A 13546-nucleotide genomic window follows, 5' to 3' on the forward strand; every position below is an offset into this window, starting at 1 on the left:
TCGTTCTCCTTATTGGTTTTTCTTCAGCCCGGGCACGACCATCTGGAACCAGAGGGTCTCGATCACCGGGTGCTGGATCATCGTCGGATTGGATGCGTAATAGTTGTCGAGCCCCACGCGCACGCTGTCGAGCGTCTGCCCCTGCATGCCTTTACCAAAGCGCTGCGCGATGTCGCTGGCGTTCGCCGCATTGCCGGCATAGGCGCGCTCGACTTCGATCAGATTGGCAATCCCGACGAGATAGGCTTTCTTCGCTTCCGGCGACGACTCCATCCATTGCTGACCCGTGACAATTGGAATGTTGTCCGCGCGCGCGACGTTGCTCATCACGGCCAGCGACAGGAAAGTCAGAGATAACAGCGTTCGCCATTGTGGTTTGATTGCCATTACATACTCCATGGAAATAATGTTCTCCAGCGGCCTGCCGCCGAAATACCCGCGGCATCGATCGAGTTATTTGGAAGAATGATCGGTCTCGTTCTCGTCGAATCTCCTTTTCAGGTTCACCGGGTCGGCATGGTTCATCGAATCAGGTTCAATAGAGAAATAGCTATTGCGAGACCTGAAATTCTCTCGACGAATTCAAATGGTTTGCTAACGCGCGTGCGCCTCAGGCACGCCATAGAGTCTACAGAGTTTTCTGTAATTTCCAAGCCTGCTGTCGTGCCCTTCGCGCAACAATGCTATTGAATAAATTGACGATCGAATAACGGGTAAAGGAATGCAATGCGCGTAAACACTCATCGCTTTATTGAACGAATCTTTTATATGCCGGAAGCATTACATATGAGTTTCGTCACTTTTTTGTGAAATATGATCTTCTATTTTTCCTCTCAATTTTCAATGTTTTTACATTAATCAATAAAGAGCGATTGACGTTTCAATTATTCAAATTCGATCGGTTCAGTTACGCTCGATCGCGACCTGATGGCAATAGTCTGGAATGGCTGCAAAGCAGCGAAAGAAGGGGTTGAAGCTGTTGACCGTTAGTTGCGTTAAATGTTCTATCCGCGTCACGCCGATCCGAACGGCCATATCTTCGGCATTAACAGTCTTTAGCTTGTATTTGAAAAATACAGGGTATAGACTGTACGAGTCATTTACAGGCTTTGGCCTGTTGTCACGCCGAAGCCGGCCGGAGACCTGTCGTGGACTACCCCATCAAGACGCTGAGCCAGTTGAGACCGATCCTGCAAGGCTTCAGGAAAGCCGCCGCACTCACCCAGGCCGCGATGGCCAGCCGCCTCGGCGTCACGCAGCAGACTTACGCGCAACTCGAAGCGAATCCGGCCGCCGTCAGCGTCGAACGTCTGTTCAAGGTCTTGCGGATATTGCAGGTCGATCTGAAACTCGTGCAGACCGGCGCGGCGCCAGGCGAAGCCGCCGAGGCAAGTGTCACGCCGTCATCAACCAGCCGTGCGCCCACCCGGCGCGTCGGCGGCAAAACCACTACCACGGCAGGCATCGGCGAAAAGCGCACCACCGCAACGCCGCGCAAACAGCCAACATCGGCGGCGAAGTCCGCTCGCCCGCGAACCGCCGCGAAGAAGCCGCCCGCCAGCACGACCACGCGCCGCGCCGCGCGCGGCAATAGCGCGTCCGAACCGACGCGCGCCGCCGCGAAATCCGCAAGCACCGGCAAAAAACGCGAGGAATGGTGAGCATGGCACGCAACACACAAAGCCGCCTGAATCTGTGGATGAACGGCTTGCAGGTCGGCTATTGGGAAACGACACGCAACGGCGAGCGTTTGACGTATCTCGACGAATGGATCGACGATCCGCAAGGGCGCCCGCTCTCGCTGTCACTGCCTTTTACACCAGGCAATCAGCCATATCGCGGCCAGATCGTCGCGGACTATTTCGACAATCTGCTGCCCGACAGCGAACCGATCCGGCGCCGCATCGCCACGCGTTACAGGACCGGCAGCACCGCGCCGTTTCCATTGCTTGCCGCGCTCGGCCGCGACTGCGTCGGCGCGCTGCAGATGCTGCCGCCCGACGAAGCGCCCACCGACCTCACGAGCATCGAGGGACGCGAGCTTGGAGAAAGCGACGTCGCCGCCCTGCTGCGCGGCACGACCTCGGCGGCACCGCTCGGCCAGCACGATCCGCTCGAAGACCTGCGCCTGTCGATCGCCGGGGCGCAGGAGAAAACCGCGCTGCTTCGTCATCGCAATCGCTGGCTGCTGCCCGAAGGCAGCACGCCGACCACGCATATCTTCAAGCTGCCGCTCGGGCTCGTCGGCAACATGCGCGCCGACATGCGCACGTCGGTCGAAAACGAATGGCTCTGTTCGCACATCGTCGCCGCTTACGGCCTGCCCGTTGCCCACTGCGAAATCGCGCGCTTCGACGAAGAGAAAGCATTGATCGTCGAGAGGTTCGATCGCAGACCATCGAGCGACGCAACGTGGATCGTGCGGCTGCCGCAAGAAGACATGTGCCAGGCAACCGGCACATCGGCGCTTCATAAATACGAATCCGATGGCGGCCCGGGTATCGAGACCATCATGGAAGTACTCGCCGGCTCGTCTCGCGCCGCAACGGACCGGCGCAACTTTTTCACGACGCAGATGATTTTCTGGCTACTCGCCGCCACCGATGGCCATGCGAAGAACTTCAGCATCGCGCATCTCGCAGGCAATCGTTACGAATCGACGCCGCTTTACGACGTGCTCTCCGCGCATCCGATCATCGGTTCGGGCCCGAGCCGTCTAGCCGTGCAAAGAGTGAAACTCGCGATGGCCGTTCGCGGCAAAAACGTCCACTACCTGCTCAATCAGATCCAGCGAAGACACTGGATTGCCGAAGGACAACGCACCGGTTTTTCCGCCGCGGCCGTCGAAACGATGATCGACGAACTGACCGCGCGAACCGATACGGTCATCGATGAAGTATCGTCGCAACTGCCCGACGACTTTCCGATGGACGTCGCCGATGCGGTGTTCAACGGCATGCGCCGGTTGAACAGAAAACTGGCGCAGTAGAAAAAAAGCCGGAAAAACGCATTCTTCAAATCTGCCGCGCCACGACTTCATCCACCTTCGCCGACGCGCGCCACTGAACACTCAGCAAATGCTCGCGCATGTAGCGCGCCGCCGCTTCCGCGTCGCGTGCTTTCAGCGCATTGACGATCTCCTGGTGCTGCTGCGCGAAATACTGCCGCGTCTCCTGCGCGGCCGTTTTTTCGCGGACCTCCGGTTTCACACGCATACCGTTGATGACTTCCATCAACGCAATCAGCGCGGGATTTCGCGTAGCCTGACCAATCAGCAGATGAAAGCGGTGATCCCATTGCTGCCATTCGTCGTCGGTTTTCGCGGCAGCATTTTTACGCGCGCACTTTTCCAGCTCCTGCAGATCGTCACCGCTCGCCTTCGTCGCCGCCAGTGCGACAAGCGCCGGTTCGAACAGCAGGCGCATTTCGGCGATGTCCGCCGGACTGGTGCCGACGCGCAGCCCCCGCAGCGTAGGCGCGAACTTTAGCGGCCGGGCGCCGAGATAAGTGCCACGGCCGACGCCACGCCACACGCGGCCCGAGGCTTCCATCGACGCCAGCGCCGAGCGCAACTCGCGGCGGCTCACGCCCAGTTCTTCCGCAAGCGTCCGTTCGGGCGGCAGCGCATCGCCATCCTTCAGGCGATGCTGGGCAATGTAGTCGAGCAACGCATCCAGTACTGGCTTTTCCATTTTTTCCGAACCAATATTAATTGGTTTAAACGATATCAGAATCCCGGCGAGACCGCACGCCGTCCTTCAGGGTATTTTTTATCCGCTATACTGGCCGTGTATATCGGGTTAACACCGGGTGCAACCGGGTTGCATTAGCCTTACTCTTCTATCTTTTACAATGGAACCATTCATAATTGGTTCTATCATTGGTCCCGCTGTCGCAAAGGAGTCGCGCATGTCGTTTACAACCCGTCCGGAACTGATCGGCACCTTCGGTATGGTGTCCTCGACACATTGGCTCGCGAGCGCCTCGGCAATGGCCACCCTCGAAAAAGGCGGCAATGCGTTCGATGCCGCCGCGGCAGCCGGCTTCGTGCTGCAGATCGTCGAGCCGCATCTGAATGGTCCGGGCGGCGAACTGCCGGTCGTGTTCTATAGCGCGCGCGAAGACCGGGTGCGCGTACTGTGCGGCCAGGGCGTAACGCCCGAGCGCATGACCATCGAACGGATGCGCAACCTGGGGCTCGACGTCGTGCCGGGCACGGGTCTGCTGCCCGCGGTGGTGCCGGGCGCGTTCGGCGCATGGATGGCCATGCTGCGCGATTACGGCCAGTTGCCGCTCGAAGACGTGCTGAGCTACGCGATCGGTTACGCGGAAAACGGCTATCCGGTGCTGCCGCGCATGGCGGCGTCGATCCTTGCGATCAAGGACTTCTTCCGCACCGAATGGACCACCTCGGCCGAGCAGTGGCTGCGCAACGGCGAAGTGCCGACGCCCAACCATCTGTTCGCCAATCCCGCGATCGCGGAGACCTACAAGCGCATCCTGCGCGAAGCGAATACGCGCAGCGACCGCGCCGAACAATGCGAACGCGCGCGCGACGTGTTCTATCGCGGCTTCGTCGCCGATGCGATCGACCAGTATTTCCGTTCGACGGCCGTGCTCGACACCTCGGGCCAGCGCAATTACGGCCTGCTCGATGCAGGCGATCTGGCGCGTTGGGAGCCCACCTACGAAGACCCGGTCTCGTACGACTACGCGGGCCTGCGCGTTCACAAGACCGGACCGTGGGGCCAGGGGCCGATGTTCCTGCAGCAGCTCGCGCTGCTCAAGGGTTTCGACCTCGGCGCCATGGACCCGCTCGGGCCGGACTTCGTTCATACGGTCATCGAGTGTTCGAAGCTCGCATTTGCCGATCGCGACGTGTTCTACGGCGACCCCGCGTTTTCGCATGTGCCGATGGACGTGCTGCTCAGCGATGCCTATAACGACGAGCGTCGCAAGCTCGTCGATCCGCGCCGCGCGTCGTTCGAATTCCGCCCCGGGCAACTCGGCGACAGCGAACAGCGCGCCGCGCGCATCATCGCGAATGCCGGCCGCGAACAGGCGGGCGGCTTCGGCCAGGGCGAACCGACGTTCGCGCCGCTGCCTGAACTGCGCGGCGATACGGTGCATCTCGACGTCGTCGACCGCTGGGGCAACATGGTTTCGGCCACGCCTTCCGGAGGCTGGCTGCAGGCGTCGCCGGCAGTGCCCGGCCTCGGCTTCAACGTCACGACGCGCGCGCAGATGTTCTGGATGGAAGAAGGCCTGCCTTCGTCGCTCGGTCCGGGCCGCCGTCCGCGCACCACGCTGTCGCCCACGCTCGTCACGCGCGACGGCAAGCCCTACGCGGCCTTCGGCACGCCGGGCGGCGATCAGCAGGATCAATGGTCGCTGCAGCTATTCCTCAAGCACGTGCATGGCGGCATGAACTTCCAGGCCGCCGTCGATGCGCCGTCGTTCCAGACCGCGCACTTCCCCGGCTCGTTCTATCCGCGTGCGATGCAGCTCGGCAAGATGTCCGCCGAGTCGCGCTTCCCGGAAAGCACGCTCGCCGAGTTGCGCGCGCGCGGTCACGACCTGACCGTCGCGGAACCGTGGGCGCTGGGCCGCGTGTGCGCGGTCAGCATCAGAAACGGTTTGCTGCGTGGCGCCGCCACGCCGCGTCAGATGCAAGCCTACGCAATCGGGCGATAAGCAGCCCGAAGTACAGAACGCGCGGCGCTCGCCGCGCCATTTTCATCAGCATCATCAGGAGAAGTTGCCGTGTCCGCCGTCGCCGCCCGTCTTGAAAGACTGCCGATATCGAATTTTCATCGCAGACTGCTGCTGATCGGCGGACTGGGATACATGTTCGACGGCCTCGATTCGTCGTCGCTCGCCTTCCTGCTGCCGGTCGTGAGCAAGCTCTGGCAATTGACGAGTGCCCAAACCGGCCTCGTCGCGAGTAGCACCTATATCGGCTACTTCTTCGGCGCGTTCCTCTCGGGCGTGCTTGCCGACGTGATCGGCCGCCGCCGCATCATGATGAGCGCGCTCGCGATCTACTGCGTCGCGTCGCTCGCGAGTGCCACCGCACAGGACTGGCACACGTTCTTTGCATTACGCGTGGTCGCCGGTTTCGGCTCAGGTGCGGAGACCGTCGTCATTGCACCGTTCCTCGCCGAATTCGTGCCGCGGCGCTATCGCGGCATGTTCTGCGGCGCGCTGGTCGGCTTCATGTCGTTCGGCTACCTGAGCTCTTCGATTCTCGGTTTCGCCGTGGTGCGCAACTTCGCCGATGGCTGGCGTTATCTCGCGGTCATCACCGCACTGCCCGTCGTCATGCTGCTGTGGTGGCGCAGAACGCTGCCCGAATCGCCGCGCTGGCTCGAAAGCCAGGGCCGCGCGACCGAGGCAAACGACATCGTCAGCGCAATCGAAGCATGGTTCGTCGGCAAAGGCATTACGCTCGCCCCCGTGAGCGCGGCAAGCGCCGCGCCGCTGCCCACGGCCGCGCCCGCGAGCGGTGGCGCGTTGCACAACGTGCTCGCGCTGTGGTCGCCGCGGCTCGCGCGCACTACCGCCGTGAGCTGGCTCATGTGGTTCTCGGTGGCCTTCGCGTATTACTCGTTCTTCTCGTGGATTCCGAGCCTGCTCGTCAAGGAAGGACTCACGATCACGAAGAGCTTCGGCTATTCGATTGCGATTTACGGCGCGCAGATTCCCGGCTATTTCTCCGCTGCATGGCTCAATGAAAAGATCGGCCGCAAAGGCGTGGTCGCGTCTTACATGCTGCTTGGCGGAATTGCGGCGATCACGCTCGCGTTCTCTCACTCCGGCCTCGAGATCATGGCCGCGGGCATCGCGCTGTCGTTCTTCATGAACGGCGCTTTCGCCGGCGTCTATGCCTACACCCCGGAAGTGTTTCCGACCGCGGTGCGTACGACCGGCACCGGATCGTCGTCCTCGTTCGGCCGCATTGGCTCAGTGAGCGCGCCGATTCTGGTCGGCCTCGTTTATCCGCTATCGGGCTTCCTCGGGGTGTTCGCGATGACCACGGCGGTGCTGCTGATCGGTGCTTGCGTCGTGTTCTTCCTCGGCATCGAAACGCGCAACCGCTCGCTGGAAGACATCGAGGCCAGCGAGTTCGCAGCGGCGCCTGACGCAGCGGGCCAGCTCAAGTCTTCTTCCCGCCTGCACAGCTGAACGCACCGCCCTTTTTCGGACTCTTCCATGCAAACGATGCAAGCCAACCCGACCGAGCCTGCGCTGCGCGACACGCAGGCACTGACCATTGCCGACCTCGAACGTCTCGCGATGGCGATCCGCCTGAAAGATCAGCCGCACGAAATTTTCCGCGCGGTTCATGAGGTAGCCGCGAGCACGATAGGCTTCAGGCTGTTGACGATCATGTCGTACGACGCGCAACACCACGAAGTCGAACGCGTCTACACGAACATGCCGGACGTTTATCCGCTTGGCGGCCGCAAGAAGAAGCAAGGCACCGCTTGGGCAAAACAGATCTTGCAGGATCTCAGGCCGTTTCGCGCCGCCACCTCGCAAGGCATTCGCGAAGCGTTCGACGACCACGCGGTGATGGCCGGCATGGGCCTCGGCTCGATACTGAACATTCCCATTGCCTACGACGGTGTGTGCATCGGCACGATGAACCTGACGCACGAAGAAGGCTGGTACGCGAGCCATCACGAAAGCATGGGCCTCACGATCGGCGCTTTCCTGGCTCCCGCACTGCTCAAACAGAATGCGCAGTTCTCTGCCGGTGCGGTTCATTCCTGAAAGATGCCTCACGGCATCGCACGCTTCCCGTTTTGCGACGTGCTTGGCAAAACGGGAAGCGTGTTAACGATTCGATGCCGCGCGCACCGAATCGCGCTGACCCTCAGGCGGCCATCGCCTGGCGCGAGCGGCCCGAACTCAGGTACTGTGCAATCGAGTCCTGCGTAATTTCGCCGAGGTAGCTCCCCTCGTTGTCGAGCACCGGCAACCACGACGCGGCGAACTGGTACATCTTCGACAGCACGATACGCAGGTTGTCGTCGATCGACGCCGTCGCGGGAAAGTTGCTCAGCCGGTCTCCGCATACCCCCTCGGCGCCGCGCGCCGCCCGGCGGGCCACGTATCCGAGCGCCCGCCCGGTTTCATCGAGCACGGTCAGGTGGCGCGTGTCGCTTTCATCCATCGTGGCAAAGGCCTGAGCCAGAGACGTGCCGGCCTGCGCGGTCTCGGGCTGCGTGGCGGCGTCGCCGGCCTTCACGAGCAGCAGGCGCTTGAGCGTGCTGTCCTGACCCACGAACTGCGCGACGAACTCGTCGGCAGGCCGCGCGAGCAGCGTGTCGGGGTGGTCGTACTGGATCAGCTGGCCGCGACGGAACACCGCGATGCGGTCGCCGAGCTGGATCGCCTCGTCGATGTCGTGACTCACCATGATCACCGTCTTGCCGAGCTGGCGCTGCATCTGGAAGAACTCGTTGCGGATCGATTCGCGGTTAATCGGATCGACTGCGCCGAACGGTTCGTCCATCAGCAGCACCGGCGGATCGGCCGCGAGCGCGCGGATCACGCCGATGCGCTGTTGCTGGCCGCCGGACAGTTCGCGCGGATAGCGCTTCAGGTATAGCTTCGGATCGAGTGCCACCATCGACATCAGTTCGGCCGCGCGCGCGGCGCAGCGCTGCTTGTCCCACCCCAGCAAACGCGGCACGACCGTGATGTTCTCCTCGATGGTCATGTTCGGAAACAGGCCGATCTGCTGGATCACGTAGCCGATACGCCGACGCAGGCTCACTTCGTCGAGGCCCGCCGTATCTTCGCCGTTGATGAGCACGCGCCCGGAAGTCGGCTCAATCAGGCGGTTGATCATCTTGAGCGTGGTCGTTTTCCCACAGCCCGACGGCCCAAGGAACACGCAGATTTCCCCCTCCGGCACCGAAAGGCTCACCGAGTCGACGGCGCGCACGGTTTGCCCGTCCTTGCGCGGGAACGTCTTGGTCAGCTTGTCGAGTTCGATCATGTTTTTTGTACTCCCTTCGGTGTCAAGGCGCGTTGCAGCGCCTGCAGAATCAGGTCGGCGACAATGGCCAGAATGCTGACGAGCACCGCCCCTACCACGAGCTTCATCATGCTGCTCTGGCCGATGGCCCGCACGATCAGCGTACCAAGGCCGCCCGCACCGATGACGGCGGCGATCGTCATCACGCCGATGTTCATCACGACCGCCGTGCGCACGCCCGCCAGAATGACCGGCACCGAAAGCGGCAAATCGACGAGCCGCAGCCGCTGCCAGGCCGTCATGCCGATGCCCGTGCCCGCTTCCTTGATACCGGCGTCCACGCTGGCAAGCGCCAGGTGCGTATTGCGCATGATCGGCAGAAGCGAATAGAGAAACACGGCCGTAATCGCAGGCAGCGCGCCGATGCCCTGCCCGAAGCGCGAGAACACCGGAATCATCAGCCCGAACAGCGCGATCGAGGGCAGCGTGAGAATCACGGTCGCGAGACCGAGCAGCGGCCCGGCGAGCCACGCGTGACGATTGATCAGGATGCCTAGCGGAACGCCCGCGACGATCGCGCAGCCGACGGCAATGCCCACGAGATTGATATGTTGCAGCGTGAGGTGCAGCAGGTCCTGCCAGTTCGATAACAGATAGTCGATTACGCTCATGCGGACTCCTTCACGGTAAGGTATGCGTGCGCAGGAACTCGGCGGCGACGTCCTGCACGGGTTTGCCGTCCAGATCGACCTCCTTGTTCATCTTCTGCAGCACGTCGTTGTTCAGCACCGCGGAGAGTGCGTTGAGCTGCTTCGCGAGTTGCGGATTGCGTTCCAGCACTTCCTTGCGCACGATCGGCACAGCGTTGTAGGGCGGAAAGAAGTGCAGATCGTCTTCGAGCGGCACAATGCCGAAGCCGTTCACGCGGCCGTCGGTCGTGTACACGAGCCCGATCGTCAACTGGTCGTTATGCAGCGCCGTATAGACGAGCCCGGGGTCCATCTGCTTGAGCTGCGCGCGCCGGAAATGCATGCCGTAGGCCGCGAGCAGCGGCTTCAGACCGTCCGGGCGATTGGCGAACTCGGCATCCATGCCGAAGACGAAGTGCTTCGATTCCGGATGCTTCGCCAGGTACGCGGCAAGTTCCGAAACCGTGCGAATACCCGTGCGTTGCGCAACGCGGCCCGGCAGGCCGAGCGCATAGGTATCGTTGACCGGCGACGCGTCGAGCCAGATCAGACCACGCGGTTCGTCGAGCGCCTTGACGCGCTCGTACATCTGCTGCGGTGTGAGCTTTTCTTCGATCTTGTCGTAGACGAGCGCCGCCGTGCCGGTGTAATCCCACACCACGTCGAACTGTCCGTTTTCCAGCGCGCTACGCATCAGCGTGCTGCCGAGACCCGAGTGCGCCTCGACGGTGTAGCCGCGCGAGCGCAGGTATTGCGATGTGATTTCCGCGAGAACGTATTGTTCGGTGAAGTTCTTCGCGCCGAGCCGGATGGTCGACGCGAATGCCGAAGCGCACGGCGCCGCGACGAGAAGCGCGATCATGCAGGCGCTTGCGAAACGCAGAACACGGCGTATGCCGCCTTTCGTCAAACGGGAAATCATGCCACGGCTCCATGTCGAATGAGCCACTGGCGATTGCCCGCCGCGACGAGCATGTCGAGCGCGAGCGCGATCAGGGCGGTGAACGCTGCACCCAGCAACAGCAAGGGCTGATTGTCGAGGTAGATGCCGGGAAAGATCAGCGAGCCCAGGCTATCGGCGCCGATCAGGTAAGCGAGCGGTGCAGTTCCGACGTTGATTGCAAGTGCGGTGCGCACGCCGCCGATGATGATGGGCATTGCATTCGGCAACTCGACGCGCGTGAGCGACTGCCAGCCGGTCATGCCGATGCCGCGCGCCGATTCGCGCAGCGCGGCGGGCACGTTCTTCACGCCTTCGTAGGTATTGCGCGTGATCGGCAGAAGCGAGGCGAGAAACAGCGCGACGATGGCCGGCACGCTGCCGATGCCGAAAACGCCGAGCGCGATGGCCAGCACGGCCAGCGAGGGAATCGTGTTACCGACGTTGAAAATCTGCATCGCGCGTTCCGCATGCCGCCTGAATTTCGGCCGGCTGAGGATGACCCCGGCCGGCACGCCCACGAGAATCGCGAGCGCCATCGAATAACCGACGAGCAGCAGATGCTGCCCCGTGTAGTAGGCGAGATCGCCAGCCCGGCTGCGGAATGTGTCGGCACCGATGCCGAGCGCCAGTGCCGCAGCGATGGCGACGACCACAATCAGACTGCCCATGATCCGGGCGGTGCGTTGCGTCATGACGAGACTCCTCCTTGTCGATTTAGCGTGTGATGAATACGGACAGGAAAGACGCTATATCGAACGACATGAGGAAGCGGACTGCCCGGCGCATCGGCCATGCAGCAAGCCAGGCCCCCTATGGCGATTGAGCGTGATCGGGGACCTGACAAACGCTCACGCGTTCGTACAGTTGTCGCTTTCCGCCCAGCAACGCGTAGCGCGTTGGAGCACGATGCCGCCCGACGGCGGCAGAAATTGCGGCAGCACGATAGGTGCTGCGCAAGGACCGGAGGCCCTGTTTGATGCGGTGAAACCTACACGAATTGCCACTCTGGACAGGACGCGCGGTACACCATTGGATATGTCATTACGTGATGGAAACGCAGAAAAGTATAAGCAATTCGTGCAGTGACGTCTACCTTTGCAAAATTAGCGTCCGATATAGCACCCCGTCATACCGGTAAAATCGACACCTATTATCGGATCATTTTTCCAATTAAATTGGATAACGAAATAAATACAAGCGGCTTCCGTCCATTTCAGGGTTGACGGCATAAAGCCGGGTACCGCAAACTATTGCCCTTCGGCAGAAGGACTCGCGGCTTTTGCCATTCCGTTTCGTCCGGTGCGCCCTGCCCCGCAAGGCGGCCGCAACAGGGAGATGGCTGTTTGATTGGGGTAGCCGCACGCTTGATTCGTGGTCGCACGTGCCGTGTCATGGTTGTCGCGTTCGCCGTTGCATCCGCATTCGTGACCAACGCATTCGCGTCGCATCCAGGGAGTGCGTCCGTGCAGGGGCCATCCACGAGCAACGGCAAATCGTCCAGGCGTCGGCCAGCGGTGACATCGCATCCATTGCGCGTGCAGCATCATATCGCCGGGCACAAGCGCAGACGCCTGCGGCACACACGACACACTGCACACCACAGCACTGCGGGGCCACGCCTGCTCGCCCGCTGCGGTTACGACAGGCACGCGGCTCATCGGCTCCATTCGGACTCGCTCTATGTCGTCGACGTCCGAACCGGAAAGGCACTCCTCGCCCGCCGTGCCGACAAAGTCCGGCCCATTGCTTCGATATCCAAATTAATGACCGCAGTGGTCGCGCGCAAAACTCATCGGCCACTCGACGGCGTTCTGCAGGTCACGGCGAGTGATCGCGACATGATCAAGTTCACGGGGTCGCGGCTGTCGGTCGGCTCGCGGCTTTCGCGCCGCGATATGTACCATGTCGCCTTGATGTCTTCGGAGAACCGGGCCGCCGCAGCCTTGAGCCGCGATTTCCCGGGTGGGCGGCCCGCATTCGTGGCAGCGATGAACGACGAGGCTCGCACACTCCAGATGCGTCGCACGCAGTTCCGTGACCCGACGGGCCTGTCGCCGCATAACGTGTCGACAGCAACAGACCTGGCCCGTCTCGTTGCCGTTGCGGCGCGCGATCCGCTCATCCATCGGTTCACGACGGACCGTACTTACGTCGCCCACCCCGGCTATGGCGAACTCCGCTACGTCAACTCCAATCCGGTGGTTCGCTTCGACAACTGGCCTATCGTGTTGCAGAAAACCGGATTCGTAAACGAGGCCGGCCACTGTGTCGTGATCCATGTACTCGTACACGGCAGGCCAGAGACTATCGTATTACTCGGGGCGCCGACGCGGCAGGAGATGGTGCTCGATGCGAGCCTCATCCATCACTGGCTCACGTGTTCGCTGACCTGATCCGCCAGGCGCAGTGCATCGACTCACGTAACGAAGCGCGGACATGCGCGCATGTCCGCGCGCGCAATGTCACTGCGTCATTGCGTGCCGCTGACGATCGTCGAAATGGCCCAGTTGTTCGTCGATACGAGCACATAATCCCCGTTGATCCCAAGCCATCTATGTCCGCGCGGGGGCGCCTTGAGGCCGTGCCCGCGCCAGTCGTCCATGACGAAATTGTTATGGCGGTATTCGTTCGGCACACGCTGGCCGTTGTGCCAGTCCCGATGCGGAATGGACGGCATCACCTGCTGACGGCCCGGTCCGGCCATCGGGCCACCGCCCGCGTCCGGCGGCGGTCCCGCCGCAATCGCAATCAGAGAAATACCGGAAAAAGAGAAGGCAACGAGCTGCGAGATAATGCGTCTGTTCATGGTCAAACCTCCCTGCGGGAAAAGAAAGGAATGAACTACGAAATCAGGGCTTTCTCGAAGTCGTTAAAAGTATAGTAAATAGCTTTTCGACTTCAAGCGGCCCGGCAAACCAACACGAC

General features: G+C 61.7%; 13 protein-coding genes. 6 read left to right on the forward strand and 7 right to left on the reverse strand.

Annotation, left to right across the window (positions count from 1 at the left end):
* Nucleotides 1–9: 9 nt before the first annotated feature.
* A complete protein-coding gene (locus F3J20_RS00875; protein WP_167037580.1) occupies nt 10–387 on the reverse strand; it encodes a hypothetical protein in 378 nt (125 codons plus the stop codon).
* 761 nt (nt 388–1148) lie between these two features.
* Between F3J20_RS00875 and F3J20_RS00880 the strand changes: the two genes are divergently transcribed.
* Nucleotides 1149–1661: a helix-turn-helix transcriptional regulator gene (locus F3J20_RS00880; protein WP_167281416.1), complete on the forward strand. Its 513-nt coding sequence runs from the start codon at nt 1149–1151 to the stop codon at nt 1659–1661.
* A gap of 2 nt (nt 1662–1663) precedes the next feature.
* On the forward strand, nt 1664–2989 hold the full coding sequence (locus F3J20_RS00885) for a type II toxin-antitoxin system HipA family toxin (protein ID WP_167281418.1): 1326 nt from the start codon (nt 1664–1666) through the stop codon (nt 2987–2989).
* A gap of 25 nt (nt 2990–3014) precedes the next feature.
* Here F3J20_RS00885 and F3J20_RS00890 read toward each other — a convergent pair whose 3' ends face one another.
* Nucleotides 3015–3692, reverse strand: coding sequence for an FCD domain-containing protein (locus F3J20_RS00890; RefSeq protein WP_167037589.1), 678 nt, complete (start codon nt 3690–3692; stop codon nt 3015–3017).
* A gap of 217 nt (nt 3693–3909) precedes the next feature.
* Between F3J20_RS00890 and F3J20_RS00895 the strand changes: the two genes are divergently transcribed.
* From F3J20_RS00895 to F3J20_RS00905, 3 genes are all read left to right on the forward strand, one after another.
* Entirely contained in the window at nt 3910–5694 is a 1785-nt protein-coding gene (locus tag F3J20_RS00895) for a gamma-glutamyltransferase family protein (RefSeq protein ID WP_167281420.1), read from the forward strand.
* 69 nt (nt 5695–5763) lie between these two features.
* Nucleotides 5764–7185 carry an MFS transporter gene (locus F3J20_RS00900; protein ID WP_167281421.1) on the forward strand — a complete coding sequence of 474 codons (1422 nt, stop codon included), beginning with the start codon at nt 5764–5766 and terminating at the stop codon, nt 7183–7185.
* 27 nt (nt 7186–7212) lie between these two features.
* Complete coding sequence (locus F3J20_RS00905) at nt 7213–7776, forward strand: GAF domain-containing protein (protein ID WP_167281423.1); 564 nt, start codon at nt 7213–7215, stop codon at nt 7774–7776.
* A 103-nt stretch (nt 7777–7879) separates the two neighbouring features.
* Here the strand turns inward: F3J20_RS00905 and F3J20_RS00910 are convergent, their stop codons facing one another.
* The 4 genes from F3J20_RS00910 to F3J20_RS00925 are packed head-to-tail and all read right to left on the reverse strand — an operon-like array spanning nt 7880 to nt 11313.
* Nucleotides 7880–9010, reverse strand: coding sequence for a betaine/proline/choline family ABC transporter ATP-binding protein (locus F3J20_RS00910; RefSeq protein WP_167281425.1), 1131 nt, complete (start codon nt 9008–9010; stop codon nt 7880–7882).
* Nucleotides 9007–9660 (reverse strand): ABC transporter permease, encoded by a 654-nt coding sequence (locus F3J20_RS00915; protein WP_167037605.1) that lies wholly within the window; start codon nt 9658–9660, stop codon nt 9007–9009. Before F3J20_RS00915 ends, F3J20_RS00910 begins: the two co-directional genes overlap by 4 nt.
* A gap of 10 nt (nt 9661–9670) precedes the next feature.
* Nucleotides 9671–10540: a glycine betaine ABC transporter substrate-binding protein gene (locus F3J20_RS00920; RefSeq protein ID WP_167281496.1), complete on the reverse strand. Its 870-nt coding sequence runs from the start codon at nt 10538–10540 to the stop codon at nt 9671–9673.
* 56 nt (nt 10541–10596) lie between these two features.
* Nucleotides 10597–11313: an ABC transporter permease gene (locus F3J20_RS00925; RefSeq protein ID WP_167281427.1), complete on the reverse strand. Its 717-nt coding sequence runs from the start codon at nt 11311–11313 to the stop codon at nt 10597–10599.
* 651 nt (nt 11314–11964) lie between these two features.
* Between F3J20_RS00925 and F3J20_RS00930 the strand changes: the two genes are divergently transcribed.
* Entirely contained in the window at nt 11965–13014 is a 1050-nt protein-coding gene (locus F3J20_RS00930) for a serine hydrolase (RefSeq protein WP_240162662.1), read from the forward strand.
* A 77-nt stretch (nt 13015–13091) separates the two neighbouring features.
* On the opposite strand, the gene F3J20_RS00935 is transcribed toward F3J20_RS00930, so the two are convergent.
* A complete protein-coding gene (locus F3J20_RS00935; protein WP_167281430.1) occupies nt 13092–13427 on the reverse strand; it encodes an RcnB family protein in 336 nt (111 codons plus the stop codon).
* Between the last annotated feature and the right edge of the window lie 119 nt (nt 13428–13546).

This window comes from Paraburkholderia sp. Cy-641 (genome assembly GCF_011752945.1).
Lineage (GTDB): Bacteria > Pseudomonadota > Gammaproteobacteria > Burkholderiales > Burkholderiaceae > Paraburkholderia.

Bases quoted from the DNA above. Each gene is read 5' to 3' on its own strand.
- F3J20_RS00875 (WP_167037580.1), bottom strand. From the start codon at position 387: ATGGCAATCAAACCACAATGGCGAACGCTGTTATCTCTGACTTTCCTG.
- F3J20_RS00925 (WP_167281427.1), bottom strand. From the start codon at position 11,313: ATGACGCAACGCACCGCCCGGATCATGGGCAGTCTGATTGTGGTCGTC.
- F3J20_RS00905 (WP_167281423.1), top strand. From the start codon at position 7,213: ATGCAAACGATGCAAGCCAACCCGACCGAGCCTGCGCTGCGCGACACG.
- F3J20_RS00885 (WP_167281418.1), top strand. From the start codon at position 1,664: ATGGCACGCAACACACAAAGCCGCCTGAATCTGTGGATGAACGGCTTG.
- F3J20_RS00920 (WP_167281496.1), bottom strand. From the start codon at position 10,540: ATGATCGCGCTTCTCGTCGCGGCGCCGTGCGCTTCGGCATTCGCGTCG.
- F3J20_RS00910 (WP_167281425.1), bottom strand. From the start codon at position 9,010: ATGATCGAACTCGACAAGCTGACCAAGACGTTCCCGCGCAAGGACGGG.
- F3J20_RS00935 (WP_167281430.1), bottom strand. From the start codon at position 13,427: ATGAACAGACGCATTATCTCGCAGCTCGTTGCCTTCTCTTTTTCCGGT.
- F3J20_RS00915 (WP_167037605.1), bottom strand. From the start codon at position 9,660: ATGAGCGTAATCGACTATCTGTTATCGAACTGGCAGGACCTGCTGCAC.
- F3J20_RS00895 (WP_167281420.1), top strand. From the start codon at position 3,910: ATGTCGTTTACAACCCGTCCGGAACTGATCGGCACCTTCGGTATGGTG.
- F3J20_RS00890 (WP_167037589.1), bottom strand. From the start codon at position 3,692: ATGGAAAAGCCAGTACTGGATGCGTTGCTCGACTACATTGCCCAGCAT.